Genomic DNA, 21,524 nt, shown 5'->3' with positions numbered 1-21,524 from the left:
GTCAGGTTTTCCCGACAATCATCGATAACAGACCGGCAGCGATCAGCGGCCCGACCGGCACACCTTTAAACATCGCCACGCCCAGCACGGTGCCCACCAGCAAACCCGCCACCAGATGCGGCTGCGTACCCATCAGCGTCAGGCCACGTCCGCCAAGCCATGACACCAGCACGCCCACCAGAATGGCGACAATGGATTTCCAGTGAAAGAACGAATGCACCACGGTGCTGGCGCTGATTTTTCCGCTGGCAATCGGCGCCATCACGCCAATGGTCAGAATAATAATGCCGATGGTCAGACCGTATTTTTCAATCCACGGGAAAAAGTTGTTCAGCGGCGTAATGCGTACCGTAAGAAGGAAGAACATTGCGATGGTGACGGCGCTGTTGTGGCTGATGATGCCCAGACCGGCGAAGACAAGTAAAATCAAAAGGGTTGGATCGAGAAAAGCCATGGCATTCCCAGCGGTTCAACATGAGGAAAAAAGAGAGGCTCACTGAGCCTCTCTGGATCGGTCATTGATTATTGAACAGTTTTTGGCAGCAGACCAGCGCTTATTGCCTGTTAATCAGCGGCTGGCGAAGGTGTTGCACTGATCCGGATTACCGGTATCAAATCCACGTTTGAACCAGGTATAACGCTGTTCAGACGTACCGTGTGTGAAGCTGTCCGGCACAACGCGTCCCTGACTTTGCTGCTGTAAACGGTCATCGCCGATGGCACGCGCAGCATCCAGCGCTTCTTTCAGGTCGCCCTCTTCGAGAACGTTTTGCTGCTGCATGGCATGTCCCCAGACACCGGCGTAGCAGTCAGCCTGCAATTCCATTTTCACCGACAGCTGATTCACCACCGTCTGCGATGCGCCCTGCTGCATCTCGCGAACCTTACGCTCAGTACCCAGCAAGTTCTGCACATGGTGACCGACTTCGTGCGCGACCACATAGCCCTGCGCAAAATCACCGCCCGCGCCGAGTTTGTTCTGCAATTCCTGATAGAAAGACAAATCGATATACACCGTGCTGTCCGCCGGGCAGTAGAACGGGCCCATCACCGACTGGCCGGTACCGCAACCGGTACGGGTTGCGCCGCGATACATCACCAGTTTCGGCTCACGATAAGTCATGCCCTGCTTCTGGAAAATCTCTTTCCAGGTGTCTTCCGTTGAGGCGAGGATCACCGAGGTGAATTTTGCCTGCTCATCATCTTTCGGGCTGATGGATTGTGACTGTGTCTGTTGCTGCATACCGCCGGACTGCCCGCCGTCAATCAGCGGAGTGAGGTCGATACCGTAATAACCGGCAACCAGCACCACAATGATAATCACAATGCCGCTTTTGCCACGGATAGGCAGACGCATCCCGCCGCCACCTAAACCGCCACCGCCGTTTGATCCCTGTCCGCGTCTGTCTTCTACATTGTCGCTTTCGCGACGCCCTTGCCAACGCATAGATACCTCCAACCTGTTTTTTTTAAGACTAGCCAGCACATGCAGTTAATACCATCTGCGAAAGGACGTAATTTTAGTGACGAAGGGATTAAATGAAAGGAATCAGTGTGAAAACAGGAAAATTAAATGCAGGAAAGAGAACGGGTGACGGAGACCATCACCCGTTAAGTGCGCACCGCGTAAACGATTGCGCAGTCTGGCTAAAAAAATAACGCGCCGCTTAGTCCAGTTTCACACCGATACGGTGAGCCACTTCTTCATAGGCTTCAATCAGGCCACCGAGGCTCTGGCGATAACGGTCTTTGTCCATCTTGTTCAGGGTTTCTTTATCCCACAGGCGGCTGCCGTCTGGTGAGAACTCATCACCCAGCACCACTTCACCGTTGAACAGACCGAATTCCAGTTTGAAATCGACCAGGATCAGACCCGCATCATCAAACAGTTTGCTCAGCACGTCGTTGGCTTTGTAGCTCAGCTCTTTCATGCGCACGAGGTTTTCTTCGTTCACCCAGCCAAACGTTTTGCAGTAAGACTCGTTGACCATCGGATCGTGCATCGCATCGTTTTTCAGGAACAGGTCGAACAACGGCGGGTTCAGTTCCAGACCTTCTTCAATGCCCAGACGTTTTACCAGCGAGCCAGCAGCACGGTTACGGATAACGCATTCAACCGGGACCATATCCAGTTTTTTCACCAGTACTTCGGTGTCAGACAACAGGCGTTCCATTTGCGTAGGAATACCGGCTTCTTCCAGCTTAGCCATGATGAAATGGTTAAATTTGTTGTTAACCATACCTTTACGGTCGAACTGCTCAATACGCTGACCATCCAGTGCTGACGTATCGTTACGGAACTCCAGTACCAGAAGGTCCGGGTTTTCGGTGGTGTAGACGGTTTTCGCCTTGCCGCGATACAACTCAGCTAACTTTTGCATCTTTACTTACTCCAGTGGAAAAAACAGATGTAAAAAGGGGCCGGAGCCCCTTGGTATTATTTTGCGCTGCTCTGGCTAAACGCGGCCTGCATGACCGCCACCATCGCGTCATTCTGCGACTGGCTGAGAGCATGTCCTTTCGGATCAAGGAACTGCAAGCTACTACGGTTGTCGAGGTCGCCAACCTGAAGTTTGTAATCACCGGAGCTGAGGCCCGGATCTTTCGCACCCAGTGTCTGCCACGCATCGTCATTCAGCGGTTTGTAAGTCACAGACATTGTGCCTTGCGGACGACTGCTGTCGGTCACTTTCATGCCGGCTTTCGCCAGGGCATTAGGCAGACGATCCCAGACCACACCGTAAGATGAACGGACGATCAGCACCGGTAAGCCGGTATCATCAGCGCCGCTCTGGACGTCGATTTCACCTACGCGGCGGTTATCGAGACGCGCCTGAGTATCCTGCTGCACTTTATCCAGGTTCGCCGTGATGGCGTTCATCATCTGGCTGTTGTAGCGCTGGATTTCGGCAGTAGACGTCACCGCTTTATCTTGCTGTTTCAGCTCAAGCGTTTTCACGGTCAGTGCCAGCTGGTAGCTCTGCTGTTTCACGCTGATCTGATAACGGCCCTGGTACTGGAAGTCTTCATCCGCACGATTCCAGTCAACGAAATCTGTGGAGAGCGTCTGGTTCGCGTCATCACGGTTGGCAATTTTGAATTTATTTTGCTCAACAGCTTTAACGACGTTGTTCCACAAATCGCGGTTTTGCGGCGTGTTTTCCAGCAGCACGGTACTGGTGTCGCCGGAGAACTGAGTCTGGGAACCGTTCAGCAACGCCAGCGGCTGGGCCGGTGGACGAATGTCGAGCTGCTTACCTACTGCGCCCTGCATTGCGCCTTGCTGAATATCATAAGTGCCGTTCTGCACTGGCAGGATCATGCCTGATGGTGCTTTCAGCTCATGCAGCGCGGGCGCATCCAGGTAGGCTTCATCACCGCTCACCTGGCGCTTGTAGCGCTGGTCACTGGAACATGCAGCCAGCAGCATAATCAGGGAAACACCCACGACTTTTGCTACGGCTGTTTTCTGCAATCGGGTCATCTGGAAACTATTCTTGTCAAATAAAGAGGCCATCAAATCTTCCTAAGAGTTACAGCAAACCGGCGCTTTTTAATGCTTCTTCCACGACCGGACGGGCAGCATCTGTTAACGGCGTCATAGGCAGACGCATCGTATCGGTTGCCATCAAACCCAGTGCCTTACAGGCCCATTTCACCGGGATTGGGTTTGCTTCTACAAACAAATTCTGATGCAAAGGCATCAGGCGCTGATTCAGGCGACGCGCCTCGGCAAAATTGCCAAGAGCAGCCAGCTCACAAAGTTGTGCCATTTCACGGGCAGCGACGTTAGCAGTAACGGAAATAACGCCCTTGCCACCCAGCTGCATAAAGTCCAGACCACTGGCGTCATCGCCGCTCAGCAGAATGAAATCTTCATCATCAACCAGCACTTGGATCTGACTAACACGACTTAAGTTCCCTGTTGCCTCTTTAACAGCAACAATATTCTTCAATTTTGCTAAACGCGCGATGGTCGGCGGCAGCATATCGCAGCCGGTACGTGAAGGCACGTTGTAGAGAATTTGCGGCAGGGAGGTGTTTTCAGCGATAGCTTTGAAGTGCTGATACAGGCCTTCCTGAGTCGGACGGTTGTAATAAGGGGTGACTGTCAGGCAACCAACAACGCCACTTTTTTCAAAACGTTGCGTCAGAGAAATCGCTTCAGCGGTGGCATTTGCACCTGTGCCTGCGATCACCGGAATGCGGCCGTCGGCCAGTTCCAGTGTTTGTAAGACCACGTCACCATGCTCTTCGTGGCTCAGCGTTGCTGACTCGCCGGTTGTGCCAACGGAAACGATCGCCGCAGTACCACTGGACACATGATAATCAATCAGTTTTTTCAGACTTGCGCGATCGACGGCACCTTTGGTGTCCATCGGCGTAACCAGTGCAACAATACTTCCCGTAAACATTGACCTTCCCCTCCACAAACAGGTCACTCATGGTACTTTTGACACCACTGCAAAAGCAAGCAATCAACGAGCGGTAACCGCTTGTCCGGCGGTTTTTTTTATGTTTACCTTGGGAATACTCCAAAGCACGACAGGAAGACCCATTTTGCCGCAGCCACAACAACATTATCTGGTCATCACCGCGTTGGGTGCCGATCGCCCTGGTATCGTCAACACTATTACCCGTCAGGTGAGCAGCTGCGGCTGTAATATCGAAGACAGCCGGCTGGCAATGCTGGGCGATGAGTTTACGTTCATCATGCTGCTTTCCGGCAGCTGGAACGCCATCACCCTGATTGAATCCACCCTGCCGCAAAAAGGCGCGGAGCTTGAATTGCTGATTGTGATGAAACGCACCAGCGCGCATGAACGCCCGCCGATGCCGGCAACTGTGTGGGTGAAAGTGGAAGTCAAAGACTCGCCGCATCTGATTGAGCGTTTTACCGATTTATTCGATACGCATCAGATGAATATCGCCGAACTTGCGTCAAAAACTCGTCCGGCGGACGCCACGTTGCCCGCGCAGCTTTCTATTCAGATCACGGCGCACAGCGCGGCAAATACCGATCCGGCAATTATTGAGCAGGCGTTTCATCAGCTATGTACAGAACTGAAAGCGCAAGGCAGTATTAACGTCGTTAGTTATTCTGAGAATGAAAATAAACTGCAGTAACAGCTGAAAGATACGGAGAAAGACAATGAGCCCACTGAAAGCCGGTGACCCTGCGCCGCAATTTAGTTTACCCGATCAAGATGGTGAACAAATTAATCTGGCCGACTTCCAGGGACAGCGTGTCCTGGTCTATTTCTATCCAAAAGCCATGACCCCGGGTTGTACGGTACAGGCCTGCGGACTGCGCGATAACATGGATCAGTTGAAAAGTGCAGGCGTCGAAGTGCTGGGGATCAGCACCGATAAGCCAGAAAAACTGTCGCGTTTTGCTGAAAAAGAGTTGCTGAACTTCACGTTGCTTTCCGATGAAGATCATCAGGTCTGCGAGCAGTTTGGCGTCTGGGGTGAAAAATCCTTTATGGGTAAAACCTATGACGGCATCCATCGCATCAGCTTCCTGCTCGACGGCAATGGCAAGGTCGAGAAAGTGTTCGACGACTTTAAAACCACTAACCACCATGACATCGTGATGGCCTATCTGAACGAGAAGTCTGCCTGATCTCTCACGCCTGACAAACGTTCATAAAAAAAAGCGCAGACGCGCTTTTTTTATTGAGTACGGTAGCAGAAAGAATCAGACCGTTTCGTTCAGTGATTCATCCGGCCAGACGTGAACCACGGCTTTGACCAGCGTCGCCAGCGGTATCGCAAAGAATACGCCCCAGAATCCCCACAACCCGCCAAACACGACAACCGCCAGAATAATGACCAGTGGATGCAGGTTTACCGCCTCTGAAAACAGCAGCGGCACAATCACGTTACCATCCAGTCCCTGAACGACCAGATACGCGACTATCAGCGTCCAGAAATCCGCGCCGAGTCCCCACTGGAACATCGCCACAATCACCACCGGAATGGTCACCAGCATCGCGCCGATATACGGGATAAGCACTGATACGCCCACCAGCACCGCCATCAGCAACGAGTAACGCATGTCCATCACCACAAATACCAGATAAGTGGCGACACCGACGATGATCATCTCCAGCACTTTACCGCGGATATAATTAGTAATTTGCTGATTCATCTCCACCCAAACCTGTCCGGCCAGCCCGCGATCGCGTGGCAGCACGCGACGCACAGCATTGAGCATCTGCTCTTTATCTTTGAGGAGGAAGAACACCATCATCGGCACCAGAATCAGGTAAATCGCCAGCGTCAGTAAGCCAACCAGCGACGCCAGTGAATATTTCACCACAGACTCGCCGAGCCCCGATAACTTGCTGCGCATGTTTTCGGCCATCATATCGATGATACCGGCATCGACCAGCGCCGGATAACGCTTGGGTAACGTGGCTGCAAAATCGTAAAAACGATTAAGCATACTGGGCAAATCTGTCATCAGATTCACGCCCTGTTGCCAGGTAACCGGCGCAATAACGAACATGCCGAGCAGTAAAATACCGGCAAAAATAATCAGCACGACGCTGACGGAAAGCGTGCGGGAAAGCCCGACATGTTGCAGACGAACAGTTGGCCATTCCAGTAAATACGCCAGAACAATCGCCACCAGAAGCGGAGCAAGAATGCCATTAAGAAAATAAAGAATACAAAAACCCGCGACCAGGATGGCCAGCAGCGCAATGGCCTGGGGATCGGTAAAGCGACGGCGATACCACTGTAACAACATGTCCAACATCAGAGAACGCTCCTGTAGTTTCCTGTTCTGGCGGGTGTGCGCTGTATGTTCCCTGCGCGCTCAGACACAAGTAACTATCTAAAAAATTCGTTGTCATACCACTGTAGCTGCACAGTGTTTTAAACTCTCACGAGGATAGCTACTATAGAGACAGGCGCAAAGAAAAGCGTCAGAAAATAATGGTCTGACTCACTGATCATGGAAGAAAGGCTCGCAAAGCTCATCGGTATCGCGGTTCACTTATTGGGAAGCAAATGTTTATGGTCATGCGGTTGAAAAAAACGGTGATTGCCCTGTGTCTGGGCAGCCTGCTCACAGGCTCTATTCTGCCCGCAGGTGCGGATGACAGTTCATTCTGGTCAACGCCGGTGAGTTCTGCCAAAACCAGTTCACCCCTGGCTCCGCCGGTAAGCGATCAGTTACCCGATATCGGTACCACCGCCGGCGGCACGCTGAGCATCAATCAGGAACTACAGATGGGCGATTTTTACGTCCGTCAGATGCGCGCCAGCACGCCGCTGATTAACGATCCGCTGCTTAATCAGTACGTCAATGAACTTGGCCAGCGGCTGGTAGCACACGCTTATTCCGTCCGTACTCCTTTTCATTTTTTTATCGTCAATAACGATGAACTGAACGCCTTTGCTTTCTTTGGCGGCAACGTGGTGATCCACTCTTCCCTGTTCCGTTATACCGATAATGAGAGCCAGCTGGCTTCCGTTATGGCGCACGAAATTTCCCACGTGACCCAGCGCCATCTGGCGCGCGCGATGGAAGATCAACAGCGCAATGCCCCGCTGACCTGGGTGGGCGCACTAGGCTCTATCCTCCTGGCGATGGCCAGCCCGCAGATGGGCATGGCAGCGCTGACCGGTACGCTGGCGGGCACGCAGCAAGGCATGATCAGCTTCACGCAAGGCAATGAGCAGGAAGCGGACCGTATCGGCATTCAGGTTTTGCAGCGTGCCGGATTTGATCCGCAGGCCATGCCCGCCTTCCTGCAAAAACTGGCCGATCAGGCCAGCTATTCGACCCGCCCGCCGGAAATGCTGCTGACGCACCCGTTACCCGACAGCCGTCTGGCCGATATCCGCAACCGCGCCAACCAGATGCCGCACCCGATTGTGCAATCTTCACAAGATTACACCATGGCGAAAGTGCGCATATTGGGGATGTACGGTTCCGACAGTTTCCCGCTGAGCGATGATTATTTACTGAAGCTGAGCAACGGCAATATCCGTGAGCAGCTGGCAGCAAAATACGGCCATGCGCTGCAATTATACAAAGCTAAAAAATACGATCAGGCACGGGCGATCCTCGAGCCGCTGCTGGCACAAAATCCCGGCAACGAATGGTTGCTGGATTTAGCGACCGATACCGATATCGAGAGCAAACGTGCACCGCAGGCTATTGCGCGTCTGGAACAGGCAGGTGCGGCGACCAGTTCAAATCCGGTACTTCAGCTCAATCTGGCCAACGCTTACCTCGAAGGGGCGAAACCGGCCAATGCCATGAAGATCCTCAACCGCTATACTTTCAATTACCCGGGTGATCCGAATGGCTGGGATCTGTTATCTCAGGCCGCTGCGGCGCAAGGTTTGCGTGCGCAGGAACTGGCTGCCAGAGCGGAAAGCATGGCGTTAATCGGCCGTCTGGATCAGGCGATTGAAATGCTGAGCAACGCCAGCGCATTACAAAAATTAGGCAGTCTGGAACAGGCCCGTTACGACGCACGCATCGACCAGCTTCGTCAATTGCAGGGGCGATTCCGTCAATATCAGAAAGGCTGATTTCAACGCCAGAATGGAGAAATGTTAATGCCACATGATGTCGAGATTTACCACAATCCGGCGTGTTCAAAAAGCCGTGAAACCCTGAAATTACTGGAAGCAGAAGGCATTGAGCCGCAGGTGATTTTGTATCTGGAAACTCAGCCGTCGGTGGACAAGCTGAAAGAACTGCTGGGGCTGCTGGGCTTTAGCTCAGCGCGGGAACTGATGCGCAAAGGCGAGCAGATTTATAAGGATCTGAATCTTAACGACAAAGACCTGAGCGAGGAACAACTGTTACAGGCAATGGCGGATCATCCGCGGCTGATTGAACGTCCGATAGTGGTTGCCAACGGCAAAGCGCGTTTAGGTCGTCCGCCGGAACAGGTTAAAGAGATTTTATAACCCCGCCAGTACATTCGGGTTCGGTTACGAACCCGGCTGTCCTTTCCCATTAAAGCCTTCCGCTCACAGCCCGAGAATTTCTTTCACGAACGGGATCGTCAGTTTGCGTTGCGCGGTGATAGATGCGCGATCGAGCTGATCGAGCGTCATAAACAGCGTACGCATTTCCCTGTCCAGCCGTTTTAACAGGAAGCGGCCCACGTCTTCCGGCAGTTCAAAGCCGCGCAGTTTGGCGCGCAACTGCAATGCCTGAAGTTTTTCTTCGTCGGAAAGTGGCTGAAGTTTGTAGATTTGCCCCCAGTCGAGACGGGAAGCCAGATCTGGCAGACTGAGATTCAGCTGACGCGGAGGACGATCGCCGGTAATAAACAGACGCGTGCGACCGGTTTCAAGAATGCGGTTATAAAGATGGAAAACAGCGGCTTCCCATTCATCATCACCGGCAATGCCTTCGATATTATCGATACACACCAGCGCCAGATGCTCCATGCCGTCCAGCACTTCCGGCACGAAATAAGCCCGCTTGTCTAAAGGCACATACCCCACCGCTTCGCCGCGCTGCGATAATTCTGCGCAAGCTGCGTGTAACAGATGGCTGCGGCCGCCGCCTTCGCGTGACCAGAAATAAATATAAGTGCCGTGTTCCTGATGCAATGCGCTCTGAATGGCAGATAGCAGAGAAGGGTTTTCCCCCGGATAAAAACTGGCAAAGGTTTCATCATCGGGTAGATAAAGTGGCAGGGAAAGCTGTGCCGGCGTATTCAGAAGCACCTCAACCGAAGCGGCATAAAGACCGCAGATGTTGTCACGTCAATAAAAGGAACTGCCGAATTCTAGCAAGGATCCGTCGTGAAATGAACTGTACCCGGTGCAACCGCTTGCGATCCGAGCACCTGACCGGCAAGCAGCTGCCTGACGGTCAGGAATGATCACGGTCAGACTGGCGGATTTTCCCGCTCATCTTCCACGTCAATGATCTGTTCTTCGCCGCGGAAAATCTCAATCACTTTGAACAACAGGCTCAGGAAGATACCGACGATCGTCGCCAGCGCCATGCCTTTCAGCTCAGCCGCACCGATGTGGATCTTCGCTCCGCTGACGCCGATGATCAGGATCACCGCAGTCAGGATCAGGTTCTGCGCTTTATTGTAATCAACTTTCGATTCAATCAGCACGCGGATCCCTGAAGCGCCAATGACGCCGTAAAGCAGCAGCGAAACCCCGCCCATCACCGGTACCGGCACCGCCTGAATGGCCGCCGCCAGTTTCCCGATACAGGAAAGCAGAATAGCCAGGATTGCCGCGCCGCCGATAACCCAGGTGCTGTAAACCTTGGTGATCGCCATCACGCCGATGTTTTCGCCGTAGGTGGTGTTTGGCGTAGAACCGAAGAAACCGGACAGCACGGTAGAAAGACCGTTCGCCAGCATCGAACGATGCAAACCCGGATCCCGCAGCAAATCTTTCTTCACGATGTTTGCCGTCACGACCAGATGCCCGACGTGCTCAGCAATCACCACCAGCGCCGCAGGCAGGATGGTGAGGATAGCCACCCATTCAAAACGCGGCGTATAGAAAGTTGGCAGCGCGAACCAGTGTGCGTTTTCAATAGCAGAAACATCCACTACGCCCATGAAGAACGAGAGTGCATAACCGACCAGCACGCCAATCAGGATCGGGATAATCGCCAGGAAACCGCGGAACAGTACGGAACCCAGAATCGTCACCGACAGCGTCACCAGAGAAATGGTGATGGTGGTGGAATCCACCGCTGCGCCATCGGCAGGCAGCAGTCCGGCCATATTCGCTGCGACACCGGCCAGTTCAAGCCCGATGACGGCTACGATTGCCCCCATCGCCGCGGGCGGGAACATCACGTTGATCCAGCCAATCCCGGCTTTCTTAACAATCAGCGCCACCAGACAAAACAGTAAACCGCAGGCAATAAATCCGCCCAGCGCCACTTCATACCCCATCGGCAACAGCAACAGCACCGGTGAAATAAACGCGAAACTCGAGCCGAGATACGCCGGTATCTTCCCTTTACAGACAAATAAATACAGCAAAGTCCCTATGCCATTGAACAGCAGCACCGTTGCCGGGTTTATCTTAAACAGAATGGGAACCAGAACGGTGGCACCAAACATGGCAAACAGATGCTGAAAACTCAGGGGGATTGTCTGCAGCAATGGCGGACGTTCGCTTACCCCGATGACACGACGGGTCATGAATGTGATCCTCTCAATGGTGTGATGTTGTGTTGTGTATGACGTGCAAAAAAATTCCAAAAAAAAGCCGACTCTTCAGTCGGCTAATTGATTACTTCGTACCAAATATCTTATCGCCCGCATCACCGAGTCCCGGGATGATGTAGCCTTTCTCGTTGAGTCCCTGATCCACCGAGGCGGTGTAGAGTTCAACGTCCGGGTGCGCGGCTTCGAGAGCGGCGATCCCTTCCGGAGCAGCAACCAGCACCAGCACTTTAATGCTCTGGCAGCCCGCTTTTTTCAGCAGGTCGATGGTGGCAATCATAGAACCACCGGTGGCCAACATCGGGTCAACGACCAGCGCCAGACGTTCTTCGATGTTAGAAACCAGTTTCTGGAAATACGGCACAGGTTTCAGGGTTTCTTCATCACGGTACACGCCGACGACGCTGATACGCGCACTCGGAACGTGCTCCAGTACGCCTTCCATCATGCCCAGACCGGCACGCAGGATTGGCACGACAGTAATTTTCTTGCCTTTGATCTGATCGATTTCCACCGGGCCATTCCAGCCTTCGATGGTGACTTTTTCAGTTTCTAAATCGGCAGTCGCTTCATACGTCAGCAGACTTCCCACCTCAGAAGCCAGTTCGCGAAAACGTTTCGTGCTGATGTCGTTTTCACGCATCAGGCCCAGCTTGTGTTTCACCAGCGGGTGTTTCACCTCGACGATCTTCATTATTTATTCTCCTAAGGTGGTTGAGCTGCAAAAAAAAATCGCGAGATTATAACGCCATTTTTTTTGAACGCCATACCAATTAGCCTGATCCAAATCAACTTATCCTTCTTCATTGAAGCCGCAGCGGCGTTAGCGGCTCTCTCTCACCCGAATTACTGACTCAAGTCAGCTCGTCGGGATTCGCTCGTTTGCTGCCTTGCTGCAACGCCAATGACTTCGGCTAAGTGTTGTATCTTTAAGTATAGATAGTGACTCTGAATAAGGCGCTCGCAAACGTTTGCTTCCACTGTTAGAATTGCCCCGCTTTATTCTTCAACCACCAACCCAAACCGCCGTGGGGACTTCGCAGTGACCGACAAAACCTCTCTCAGCTATAAAGACGCAGGCGTAGATATCGATGCCGGTAACGCATTGGTAGATCGCATTAAAGGTGTAGTAAAACAGACCCGTCGCCCGGAAGTTATGGGTGGATTAGGGGGTTTTGGTGCTCTCTGCGCGCTGCCGCAAAAATATCGTGAACCCGTGCTGGTTTCGGGTACCGACGGCGTTGGCACCAAGCTGCGTCTGGCGATGGATTTACAACGCCACGATACTATCGGTATCGACCTGGTCGCGATGTGCGTCAACGATTTGATCGTTCAGGGCGCTGAACCTCTGTTCTTCCTCGACTATTACGCCACCGGCAAACTGGACGTCGATATCGCCGCCAGTGTGATCACCGGTATTGCAGAAGGCTGTAAACAGTCTGGCTGTGCGTTAGTCGGCGGCGAAACCGCTGAAATGCCGGGCATGTACCACGGCGAGGATTACGACGTCGCCGGATTCTGTGTTGGCGTAGTGGAAAAATCAGAAATTATCGACGGCAGCAAAGTGGCTGACGGCGATGTGCTGATCGGCCTCGCCGCCAGTGGCCCGCACTCCAACGGTTACTCCCTGGTGCGCAAAATTCTGGAAGTCAGCAACACTGACCCTGAAACCACCACACTGGCAGGCAAATCCCTGGCTGATCACCTGCTCGCACCAACCAAAATTTACGTGAAGTCGATCCTCAATCTGATCGAAAACGTGGACGTTCACGGTATCGTTCACCTGACCGGTGGCGGCTTCTGGGAAAATATTCCGCGCGTACTGCCGGAAAACACTCAGGTCATCATCGAAGAAGCCAGCTGGGAATGGCCGGACGTCTTCACCTGGTTGCAGACTACCGGTAACGTCAGCCGTCACGAAATGTACCGCACCTTTAACTGTGGCGTGGGCATGGTGGTCGCACTTCCGGCAGAACGTGCCGACCAGGCCATTGCGTTACTGAATGACAAGGGTGAAAAAGCGTGGAAAATTGGCTATGTTAAGGCCTCTGACTCCGCTAAGCGCGTCGTTATTGAGTAATCAGTCAGGTCACTCTATTCACTGAAGACGACAGGTAGGGATATGAAAAGGATTGTGGTTCTGGTATCGGGCGAGGGAAGCAACTTACAGGCCCTGATCGATGCCTGCCAGCAGGGGCGAATCAACGCAGAAATCAGTGCAGTCTTCAGTAATAAAATCGCTGCATACGGGCTTGAAAGAGCCCGTTTAGCCGATATTCCGGCGCATGCGCTGGATGTAAAAGCTTACGAAGATCGCATCGCCTTTGACGTTGCACTGGCTGATGCTATTGAAACTTTCAAGCCCTCTCTGGTGGTACTCGCGGGTTACATGCGGATCCTGAGCGCCGAATTCGTTCAGCGTTTTGCGGGGCGCATGATTAACATCCACCCTTCCCTGCTGCCGAAATATCCGGGTTTACATACTCACCGTCAGGCGATTGAAAATCAGGATGCTGAACACGGCACGTCCGTACATTTCGTGACGGAAGAACTCGATGGCGGCCCGGTGATTTTACAGGCCAAAGTGCCTGTTTTTGCTGAGGATACGGAAGAAGAGCTGGTTGCCCGCGTGCAAACGCAGGAACACAGCATTTATCCGTTGGTGGTCAGCTGGTTTGTTGACGGACGTTTATCACTGCAAAACGGTCAGGCGTTTCTGGATAACAATCCGCTTTGTGAGCGCGGATACGCAGAAGATTAATCTGCTCTTGCCTCACAATTTCACTATAAACCGGCCACGTGCCGGTTTTTTATTTTCCATCATTTGACATTTGTTTACATTTCACCCGATATAATGCACATCCCGGCGCACGTTTAAACGTCGTTTGTGCGCGACCTTCATCTGAAACACGGTTGTTTCAGACCTCATATTTACGAAGGTTACCCTCATAAAACGGCTTTTATAGTTGAGGAACACCCCATGTTTAGCCATAACAGCGTCAGATTACGTCCACTGGAAAAGGACGACCTGTCGTTTGTTCACCGTCTTGATAATAACGCCAGCATCATGCGTTACTGGTTTGAAGAACCTTACGAGGCTTTCGTCGAACTGACCGACTTGTATCACAAACACATCCATGACCAGAGCGAACGCCGCTTTATTATAGAATTCGAAAGCGGACCGGTCGGCTTAGTGGAGCTGGTGGAAATTAATCATATTCACCGCCGCGCGGAATTTCAGATAATCATTGACCCGCAACATCAGGGCAAAGGCTTTGCCGGTGATGCCGTGCGTCTGGCGATGGATTATGCCTTCTCGGTTCTGAACCTCTACAAACTGTATTTAATCGTGGATAAAGAAAATAAAAAGGCGATCCACATTTACAGCAAATTAGGGTTTGAGATCGAAGGTGAACTGAAACAGGAATTCTTTGTGAACGGGGAATACCGCAGCGCCATCCGCATGTGTATTTTCCAGCCGCAATTCCTGGCGAAGTACAAAACCAAACCGGTTCAGGTCAAAACTGAATCACTGATTGGCGCCAGCGCGGTGTAGTTTAGTGCAGTGTAGTTTAGTTTAGTGCTGTACAGTTAAGCGCAGTAAAAATCAGGCCATGAATTACCGGTGAGGGGAAAAGAACTCCTTCACCGGTAAGACTTTTCCTGACTTTTTCTCTCATTTATTCCCCTGATATAAACTCTCCTGAAATCATCCCCAGTTATGTTGGACTTTCCTGTCAATCTTTCGCAATATTGATAGCAGACACTAGGCCCCTCTCACTGACGGCTTCCTGTTGCGCTGACCTGAAAATATGGCCCGTAACACGAGGAATAAGCTGAGCTAAATTGCGGTGTTTTCGGGCAAATTTGCCTGTATGGGCCAGGTTGCAAGCTAAATGAACGGAGTGAAAATGGGTCAGGAAAAGCTTTATATCGAGAAAGAACTAAGCTGGCTGTCCTTCAATGAGCGCGTGTTGCAGGAAGCGGCAGACAAAAGCAATCCCCTGATCGAACGGATGCGTTTTTTAGGGATCTACTCCAATAACCTGGATGAGTTCTATAAAGTCCGTTTTGCCGATTTAAAGCGACGGATCCTCATCAGTGAAGAACAAGGCTTTCTGGGTGCCTCCCGTCATTTACTGAAAAAAATTCAGGCGAAAGTTCTGCGTATTGATCAGGAATTTGACAGCCTTTACAACGATTTGCTGCTGGAAATGGCGCGTAATCAGATCTTCCTGATTAACGAACGACAGGTTTCTGAGAATCAGCAAGCCTGGTTGCGTCAGTATTTCAAACATCATCTGCGCCAGCACATCACGCCCATTCTGATTAATCACGACACCAATCTGGTGCAGTTCCTTAAAGACGATTACACCTATCTGGCGGTCGAAATTATCCGTGGCGAAGAAATTCACTATGCGCTGCTGGAAATTCCCTCAGATAAAGTGCCGCGCTTCGTCAATCTGCCGCCGGAAGCGCCGCGCCGCCGCAAGCCGATGATCCTGCTTGATAACATTCTGCGTTATTGCCTGGACGATATTTTTAAAGGCTTCTTTGATTACGACGCGCTGAATGCCTATTCGATGAAAATGACCCGTGACGCCGAATACGATCTGGTCACGGAAATGGAATCGAGCCTGCTGGAACTGATGTCATCGAGCCTGAAACAGCGTCTGACCGCCGAGCCGGTGCGTTTTGTTTATCAGCGCGATATGCCCGATGAAATGGTGGAATTGCTGCGCGGCAAGCTGGGTATCTCGAACTATGATTCTGTGATCGCCGGTGGCCGTTACCATAACTTTAAAGATTTCATCAGTTTCCCGAATGTCGGTAAAGCCAATCTCGTCAACCGCCCGCTGCCACGTCTGCGTCATTTATGGTTCGATAAATTCCGCAACGGCTTTGCGGCGATCCGCGAGCAGGATGTGCTGCTGTATTATCCGTATCATACGTTTGAACACGTGCTGGAACTGCTGCGCCAGGCGTCGTTCGATCCGAACGTTTTATCCATAAAAATCAATATATACCGCGTTGCGAAAGATTCACGCATCATCGAATCGATGATCCACGCGGCGCACAACGGCAAGAAAGTGACCGTCGTCGTCGAACTTCAGGCGCGCTTTGATGAAGAAGCCAACATTCACTGGGCGAAACGTCTGACAGAAGCCGGTGTACACGTTATTTTCTCTGCGCCGGGCCTGAAAATTCACGCAAAACTCTTTCTTATTTCCCGCCGCGAAGGCGATGAAATTGTCCGTTATGCTCATATTGGGACCGGTAACTTTAACGAGAAAACCGCCCGCCTTTATACCGACTATTCGCTGCTCACCGCGGATGCGCGCATCACCAACGAAGTCCGCCGGGTGTTTAACTTTATTGAGAACCCGTACCGGCCGGTCTCTTTCGAGCATCTAATGGTGTCACCGCAAAACTCGCGCGACATGCTGTATCGCCTGATTGACAAAGAAATTGCCAATGTACAGGCTGGCGGCACAGGTGGAATTACGCTGAAAATCAATAACCTGGTGGATAAAGGACTGATCGACCGCCTGTACGTCGCGTCTAACGTCGGGGTGAAAATCCGTTTACTTATCCGCGGTATGTGTTCGCTGGTCCCTAATTTACCGGGCTTTAGCGAAAACATTCAGGTCACCAGTATTATTGACCGCTATCTTGAGCACGACCGTGTTTATGTCTTTGAAAATGGTGGCGATACCAAAGTATTCCTGTCTTCTGCTGACTGGATGACCCGTAATATCGATTACCGAATTGAGGTTGCTGTCGCCCTGCTCGATCCACGCCTTAAACAGCGCGTTCTGGATATTCTAGAACTGCTGTTTAGTGACACGGTAAAAGCCAGAGTGATTGATAAAGAACTGAGCAACCGGTATGTTCCACGCGGAAATCGTCGCAAAGTGCGTGCGCAGCTGGCGATTTACGAATATCTGAAAGATCTGGAACAACAAAGTCAGCAAGCCTGAATCTCTGGAGCGCTACACAACTATGCCCCTTAAAAACAGCCCAATGAACGCCAAGCCACAGGAAATTGCGGCTATCGATCTCGGATCGAACAGTTTCCATATGGTCATCGCGCGCGTGGTTAACGGCGCGATGCAGGTCTTAGGTCGCCTGAAACAACGCGTTCATCTGGCCGATGGTCTCGACAATAAAAGTGTGCTCAGTGAAGAAGCCATGCAACGTGGGCTGGATTGCCTGGCTTTATTTGCAGAACGTCTGCAAGGTTTTCCGGACAGCAACGTTACCATCGTCGGCACGCATACCCTGCGTCAGGCGGTGAACGCCGAGGAGTTCCTCAGGCGTGCCAAAGAAGTGATCCCCTACCCGATTGAAATTATTTCCGGGCAGGAAGAAGCCCGTCTGATTTTTATGGGTGTTGAACACACGCAACCGGAAAAAGGTCGCAAGCTGGTCATCGACATCGGTGGCGGTTCTACGGAACTGGTCATCGGCGAAGATTTCGAACCTTTGCTGGCAGAAAGCCGCCGTATGGGCTGTGTCAGTTTTGCGCAGATGTTTTTCCCGGAAGGCGAAATCAGTCGCAGCAACTTCAAACGTGCGCAACTCGCTGCCGCGCAGAAGCTGGAAACACTGGCCTGGCAGTACCGTCTGCAAGGCTGGCAGTATGCGCTGGGCGCGTCCGGCAGTATCAAAGCGGCTTACGAAGTGCTGGTCGCAATGGGGGAGAAAGACGGACTGATCACCCCTGAGCGTCTGGAAATGCTGACCGAAGCGGTGCTGAATTTCAAAAAATTCAGTGATCTGGATTTACCGGGCTTATCGGAAGACCGTCAGTCAGTGTTTGTGCCGGGACTGGCGATTTTGCGTGGCGTATTTGATGCGCTGGCTGTCAAAGAGCTGCGTCTTTCAGACGGCGCGCTGCGTGAAGGTGTGCTGTATGAGATGGAGGGTCGTTTCCGTCACCAGGACATCCGCACGCGTACCGCGAAAAGTCTGGCCGACCATTACAATATCGACCGGGAACAGGCGCGCCGCGTGCTGGAAACCACCGAGCAGCTATACAGCCAGTGGTTAGCGCAAAATACTAAACTGGTGCAGCCGCAGCTGGAATCACTGCTGAAATTCAGCGCCATGCTGCATGAAGTGGGTCTGAGCATTAACCACTCCGGAATGCATCGCCACTCTTCTTATATCCTGCAAAACACTAATTTGCCGGGCTTTAATCAGGAACAGCAAACTCTGCTGGCGACGCTGGTACGTTTCCATCGTAAAGCCATCAAGCTGGAAGAATTGCCACGCCTGAATCTGTTTAAGAAGAAACACTATATTCCTCTTATTCAGCTGCTGCGTCTTGGCGCATTACTCAATAACCAGCGCCAGTCCACGACCACACCGGAATCCCTGCGGTTATCTACCGATGATAATCACTGGACCCTGCGTTTCCCGGCCGGATATCTGGCGCAGAACAACCTGGTTCAGCTGGATTTTGAAAAAGAACAAAGCTACTGGGATGACGTCACGGGCTGGAAACTGATGCTCGAAGAAGAAGACGGCGCAGCGGAAGACTAATTCGTTTGTCGCTATAAAAAAGCCCTCCGGCACAACGTGCTCAGAGGGCTTTTTATTTTCTATGCCCCAATCACCCGCGAAATCAGGTAGCAGGGAAATCGAGCAATGTGGCCAGTGGCTCCGGTTTACCCACCAGATATCCCTGCATGTAATCGACGCCCAGCGCATGGAGCGCAGCTTTCTGTTCTTCCGTCTCCACATACTCCGCCACAATAGACAGATGCTTCATACGTGCGACCTGGCAGATAGATTGCACAATGTAAGCATCCAGTGAATCGGTGAGCATATTGCGCACAAAACTGCCGTCAATTTTCAGGATGTCGGCCTGAATAGCTTTCAGACGTCCGTAACTGGCGTAACCGGTGCCAAAATCGTCTATTGCAATCCGGCAGCCATAAGCACGCAGTTCCCGCATCGCGAAGTCGGCATATTTCATATTCTGCAAAAGATGCGATTCGGTGACTTCCAGTACGATCTGGAACGGCTCAATTTCATATTCCAGCATCAGCGATTTAAAATCGCGGGTGAACGTCGGACGACATAACGTCGATGGCGTGAAATTTACGGCAAAACGCAGGCTCGGCAGACGTACACGGTTCTGATTAATAAACATCAGCGCATGCCGGAGTACCCACATATCCATCTGATAAGACAGCCCGAATTCGTGAACCACCGGCAGGAATTTATCCGGCGTGATCAGGGTATCCTGCGAACCATCAAACATGCGCAGCAGGATTTCGTAATAGCTGTCGCCGCGAACACCCAGTATCGGCTGAGCCATCAGAACAAAGCGGTCGTCATCTAAAGCACGCTGAATTTTGTGCAGCATGTCGACTTTGTCTCTGATCTCCAGCTGAACCTGACTGTGGTCGCTTTTGTTCGACTCAGGCTGACCGGTGGTCAGTGAAACTTCTGCAATACCACTGAGTTCACCCAGCAAAATAGGCAGATGCTCGACTGGCGAATATACCGTGCAGTACGACAAACCAATGTTGGGATGCAACGGCAAACCGTTCCAGAGCAGGCGGAAATCCTCGAGATAATCATGCAGCCCCTGCAATTTCATATCTGCATCTTCACAGTTCAGGCGCAGAACCAGATCATAGCCGGGTAAGTGATACACACGCTCGCCGGACTGAAGGAGAGGTTTGAGCCCGACTGCCAGTTGCTGTTTGAACTGGATCCGCAGCTGCATCCCGTAGTTACGGCTGAGAACGTCCATATCCGACACGCGGATGAAGCAAAGCATGGAACGCGGATGGCGGGCTAAATCGCGGTTAAAGGCACGCAGATTAGGCAAACCAAACACCGGATCCAGCAGGGCGGCTGATTTGAATTTTTTCATCAGCAGTCGCTGGCGCGAAGAAAGCGCCGACATCAGCAACAGCGTAATGGTGTAAACCAGCATCAGCGCAGAAACAAAGACCAGATTATGAACAAAGCCGGTTTCTGAGATAAACCCCTGATAATTGTAGAATAATACAGTGAGCGTAATACTCCATACGATACTGATGAAGTAATAGCCATAGCGTAACGCCCCGAACAGCATCACAGGGAAAAGCAGCGTCAGAGTGTAATCACTCAGCAAAATTTTTGTGAACGGCTCGCTTATACTGGGCACGCTGAGCAGCGTGACCATGGTGGCCATGACCAGAAACCAGACCACCATTTCGGTGGTTTTCACGCCCGGCGCCCGTTGCTTACGCAACATCATCCGCAACACGCGCCAGTAGCGGGGCTGACGAATCATGCGGATCACCAGGTAAATGACATGCGAATTGAGCAAAATGCCGATGATCATCGCCTGCAAATTGATGAGTGTCCGCAACGTCACAAAATCAGCCGTGACCAGCCCCAGATAACCCGGCAGCAACCCGCTTTCCACCACAATTTGCAGTACAGTCATGAAGAAGACCGTGAGGAACACCAGCAACCAGCCGACACGTATCCACGCCAGATTCATCAGACCTAATGGCGCCGACCAGCGATTTCCGGCCTGCCAGCGGTATCCGAGCCAGGCCAGAAAAAGCGAGGTGAAATAAATAACCGTCAGCAACGTCGCCATTTCTGCGCCGACCCTGAAATAATAACGCAGGAACAACGTCAGGACGATCCCGGGTAATGCAGCCCAGTCAAATACCATCAGCAGCGCAACACACGTCGCCAACGGCATATAAATCAGATAGGTGCGACCTTCAGGCAAAAATATGATCGGAGAAAGCCATGAGGTAACGGGGATCAAGACCAGCGCGCAAATGACGGGAAGTCCCCACCATTTATGGCGAATCTCATGCCAGGAAAAAATTTTACGCATTCAGTCCATCTAAGTTTTGCGCATGAACTTCATGCCGCGGTGAGTGATTCATCGTGTAACGGACGCCAGACAAGCTGGCTGACAACCGCAGTTGCAGACGTCGTCTAAAATTATCGTAGTAAAAACGTCACTTCACACAAAATAACTGAAGAAAAAAGAATACAGCGGAGGTCAGAGTACAACGCTTCAAAATAAGACTGAATTCTAATGTCACTTATCTTAAATCCCTTGATGCAGATCATTAAACACAATCTTTGTGTTTTAACGTAAAAATCATCTTAAACAAATTCATCGCGTGACTAACAGAATGGTTTTTATATCCAGTGATATAGAATAATCCGAGGAAAAAGGAAAATTACTCGTTTACAAAAATGGACGTTACGGAAATTCGCTTTTATTTGATTATCTGGCTGCTCGTTTAGATGTGTTATATATTGTAAACGTTATCATTTGCAGTTCTTCATCCTTCC

19 protein-coding genes are annotated in these 21,524 nt (G+C 51.6%); 9 read left to right on the top strand and 10 right to left on the bottom strand.

Annotated features, from left to right (window positions below; all coding sequences use genetic code 11):
- Position 1 precedes the first annotated feature (1 nt).
- The 5 genes from UC15_RS06015 to dapA all read right to left on the bottom strand — a co-directional run bounded on the left by UC15_RS06015 (position 2) and on the right by dapA (position 4,415).
- On the bottom strand, positions 2-454 hold the full coding sequence (locus UC15_RS06015) for a DUF441 domain-containing protein (RefSeq protein WP_112287584.1): 453 nt from the start codon (positions 452-454) through the stop codon (positions 2-4).
- 114 nt (positions 455-568) lie between these two features.
- Positions 569-1,447: a neutral zinc metallopeptidase gene (locus UC15_RS06010; protein WP_112287583.1), complete on the bottom strand. Its 879-nt coding sequence runs from the start codon at positions 1,445-1,447 to the stop codon at positions 569-571.
- A 220-nt stretch (positions 1,448-1,667) separates the two neighbouring features.
- On the bottom strand, positions 1,668-2,381 hold the full coding sequence (gene purC, locus UC15_RS06005) for a phosphoribosylaminoimidazolesuccinocarboxamide synthase (RefSeq protein WP_112287582.1): 714 nt from the start codon (positions 2,379-2,381) through the stop codon (positions 1,668-1,670).
- 56 nt (positions 2,382-2,437) lie between these two features.
- On the bottom strand, positions 2,438-3,517 hold the full coding sequence (gene bamC, locus UC15_RS06000; protein ID WP_112287581.1) for an outer membrane protein assembly factor BamC: 1,080 nt from the start codon (positions 3,515-3,517) through the stop codon (positions 2,438-2,440).
- 16 nt (positions 3,518-3,533) lie between these two features.
- A complete protein-coding gene (dapA, locus tag UC15_RS05995) occupies positions 3,534-4,415 on the bottom strand; it encodes a 4-hydroxy-tetrahydrodipicolinate synthase (protein ID WP_095925033.1) in 882 nt (293 codons plus the stop codon).
- Positions 4,416-4,560: 145 nt separating this feature from the next.
- Between dapA and UC15_RS05990 the strand changes: the two genes are divergently transcribed.
- Together UC15_RS05990 and bcp are read left to right on the top strand one after the other, a co-directional pair.
- Positions 4,561-5,127 (top strand): glycine cleavage system transcriptional repressor, encoded by a 567-nt coding sequence (locus tag UC15_RS05990; RefSeq protein ID WP_112287580.1) that lies wholly within the window; start codon positions 4,561-4,563, stop codon positions 5,125-5,127.
- Between the two features lie 25 nt (positions 5,128-5,152).
- Positions 5,153-5,626, top strand: coding sequence for a thioredoxin-dependent thiol peroxidase (gene bcp, locus UC15_RS05985; RefSeq protein WP_112287579.1), 474 nt, complete (start codon positions 5,153-5,155; stop codon positions 5,624-5,626).
- A 75-nt stretch (positions 5,627-5,701) separates the two neighbouring features.
- Here bcp and UC15_RS05980 read toward each other — a convergent pair whose 3' ends face one another.
- Positions 5,702-6,766, bottom strand: coding sequence for an AI-2E family transporter (locus UC15_RS05980; RefSeq protein ID WP_112287578.1), 1,065 nt, complete (start codon positions 6,764-6,766; stop codon positions 5,702-5,704).
- A 254-nt stretch (positions 6,767-7,020) separates the two neighbouring features.
- Between UC15_RS05980 and UC15_RS05975 the strand changes: the two genes are divergently transcribed.
- Positions 7,021-8,556: a M48 family metallopeptidase gene (locus UC15_RS05975; RefSeq protein WP_112287577.1), complete on the top strand. Its 1,536-nt coding sequence runs from the start codon at positions 7,021-7,023 to the stop codon at positions 8,554-8,556.
- A 27-nt stretch (positions 8,557-8,583) separates the two neighbouring features.
- Entirely contained in the window at positions 8,584-8,940 is a 357-nt protein-coding gene (arsC, locus tag UC15_RS05970) for an arsenate reductase (glutaredoxin) (RefSeq protein WP_112287576.1), read from the top strand.
- Positions 8,941-9,003: 63 nt separating this feature from the next.
- Here arsC and hda read toward each other — a convergent pair whose 3' ends face one another.
- The 3 genes from hda to upp form a co-directional block, all read right to left on the bottom strand.
- Positions 9,004-9,711 carry a DnaA inactivator Hda gene (hda, locus tag UC15_RS05965; protein ID WP_013576559.1) on the bottom strand — a complete coding sequence of 236 codons (708 nt, stop codon included), beginning with the start codon at positions 9,709-9,711 and terminating at the stop codon, positions 9,004-9,006.
- A gap of 164 nt (positions 9,712-9,875) precedes the next feature.
- The gene (uraA, locus tag UC15_RS05960) at positions 9,876-11,168 is read right to left on the bottom strand and encodes a uracil permease (RefSeq protein ID WP_112287575.1); all 1,293 of its coding nucleotides are present in this window, start codon (positions 11,166-11,168) and stop codon (positions 9,876-9,878) included.
- A gap of 91 nt (positions 11,169-11,259) precedes the next feature.
- Positions 11,260-11,886, bottom strand: coding sequence for a uracil phosphoribosyltransferase (upp, locus tag UC15_RS05955; RefSeq protein ID WP_095925026.1), 627 nt, complete (start codon positions 11,884-11,886; stop codon positions 11,260-11,262).
- A gap of 348 nt (positions 11,887-12,234) precedes the next feature.
- Here upp and purM point away from each other — a divergent pair, with 348 nt between their 5' ends.
- The 5 genes from purM to ppx all read left to right on the top strand — a co-directional run bounded on the left by purM (position 12,235) and on the right by ppx (position 18,740).
- Positions 12,235-13,272: a phosphoribosylformylglycinamidine cyclo-ligase gene (purM, locus tag UC15_RS05950; protein ID WP_112287574.1), complete on the top strand. Its 1,038-nt coding sequence runs from the start codon at positions 12,235-12,237 to the stop codon at positions 13,270-13,272.
- 42 nt (positions 13,273-13,314) lie between these two features.
- Positions 13,315-13,953: a phosphoribosylglycinamide formyltransferase gene (gene purN / locus UC15_RS05945; RefSeq protein ID WP_112287573.1), complete on the top strand. Its 639-nt coding sequence runs from the start codon at positions 13,315-13,317 to the stop codon at positions 13,951-13,953.
- Between the two features lie 219 nt (positions 13,954-14,172).
- The gene (gene speG, locus UC15_RS05940) at positions 14,173-14,748 is read left to right on the top strand and encodes a spermidine N1-acetyltransferase (protein ID WP_112287572.1); all 576 of its coding nucleotides are present in this window, start codon (positions 14,173-14,175) and stop codon (positions 14,746-14,748) included.
- A 355-nt stretch (positions 14,749-15,103) separates the two neighbouring features.
- Positions 15,104-17,173 (top strand): polyphosphate kinase 1, encoded by a 2,070-nt coding sequence (gene ppk1, locus UC15_RS05935; RefSeq protein ID WP_112287571.1) that lies wholly within the window; start codon positions 15,104-15,106, stop codon positions 17,171-17,173.
- Positions 17,174-17,195: 22 nt separating this feature from the next.
- The gene (ppx, locus tag UC15_RS05930) at positions 17,196-18,740 is read left to right on the top strand and encodes an exopolyphosphatase (protein WP_112287570.1); all 1,545 of its coding nucleotides are present in this window, start codon (positions 17,196-17,198) and stop codon (positions 18,738-18,740) included.
- Positions 18,741-18,822: 82 nt separating this feature from the next.
- Here the strand turns inward: ppx and UC15_RS05925 are convergent, their stop codons facing one another.
- A complete protein-coding gene (locus UC15_RS05925; protein ID WP_112287569.1) occupies positions 18,823-21,054 on the bottom strand; it encodes an EAL domain-containing protein in 2,232 nt (743 codons plus the stop codon).
- Positions 21,055-21,524: the final 470 nt, after the last annotated feature.

This window comes from Rahnella sp. AN3-3W3 (assembly GCF_003263545.1).
Taxonomy (GTDB): Bacteria; Pseudomonadota; Gammaproteobacteria; order Enterobacterales; family Enterobacteriaceae; genus Rahnella; species Rahnella variigena.
This window is presented reverse-complemented; position numbering and strand designations above follow the sequence as displayed.

Bases quoted from the DNA above. Each gene is read 5' to 3' on its own strand.
- uraA (WP_112287575.1), bottom strand. From the start codon at position 11,168: ATGACCCGTCGTGTCATCGGGGTAAGCGAACGTCCGCCATTGCTGCAG.
- ppk1 (WP_112287571.1), top strand. From the start codon at position 15,104: ATGGGTCAGGAAAAGCTTTATATCGAGAAAGAACTAAGCTGGCTGTCC.
- ppx (WP_112287570.1), top strand. From the start codon at position 17,196: ATGCCCCTTAAAAACAGCCCAATGAACGCCAAGCCACAGGAAATTGCG.
- purC (WP_112287582.1), bottom strand. From the start codon at position 2,381: ATGCAAAAGTTAGCTGAGTTGTATCGCGGCAAGGCGAAAACCGTCTAC.
- UC15_RS05975 (WP_112287577.1), top strand. From the start codon at position 7,021: ATGTTTATGGTCATGCGGTTGAAAAAAACGGTGATTGCCCTGTGTCTG.
- bcp (WP_112287579.1), top strand. From the start codon at position 5,153: ATGAGCCCACTGAAAGCCGGTGACCCTGCGCCGCAATTTAGTTTACCC.
- purN (WP_112287573.1), top strand. From the start codon at position 13,315: ATGAAAAGGATTGTGGTTCTGGTATCGGGCGAGGGAAGCAACTTACAG.
- UC15_RS05925 (WP_112287569.1), bottom strand. From the start codon at position 21,054: ATGCGTAAAATTTTTTCCTGGCATGAGATTCGCCATAAATGGTGGGGA.
- speG (WP_112287572.1), top strand. From the start codon at position 14,173: ATGTTTAGCCATAACAGCGTCAGATTACGTCCACTGGAAAAGGACGAC.
- arsC (WP_112287576.1), top strand. From the start codon at position 8,584: ATGCCACATGATGTCGAGATTTACCACAATCCGGCGTGTTCAAAAAGC.
- UC15_RS05980 (WP_112287578.1), bottom strand. From the start codon at position 6,766: ATGTTGGACATGTTGTTACAGTGGTATCGCCGTCGCTTTACCGATCCC.
- upp (WP_095925026.1), bottom strand. From the start codon at position 11,886: ATGAAGATCGTCGAGGTGAAACACCCGCTGGTGAAACACAAGCTGGGC.
- UC15_RS06015 (WP_112287584.1), bottom strand. From the start codon at position 454: ATGGCTTTTCTCGATCCAACCCTTTTGATTTTACTTGTCTTCGCCGGT.
- dapA (WP_095925033.1), bottom strand. From the start codon at position 4,415: ATGTTTACGGGAAGTATTGTTGCACTGGTTACGCCGATGGACACCAAA.
- UC15_RS06010 (WP_112287583.1), bottom strand. From the start codon at position 1,447: ATGCGTTGGCAAGGGCGTCGCGAAAGCGACAATGTAGAAGACAGACGC.
- bamC (WP_112287581.1), bottom strand. From the start codon at position 3,517: ATGGCCTCTTTATTTGACAAGAATAGTTTCCAGATGACCCGATTGCAG.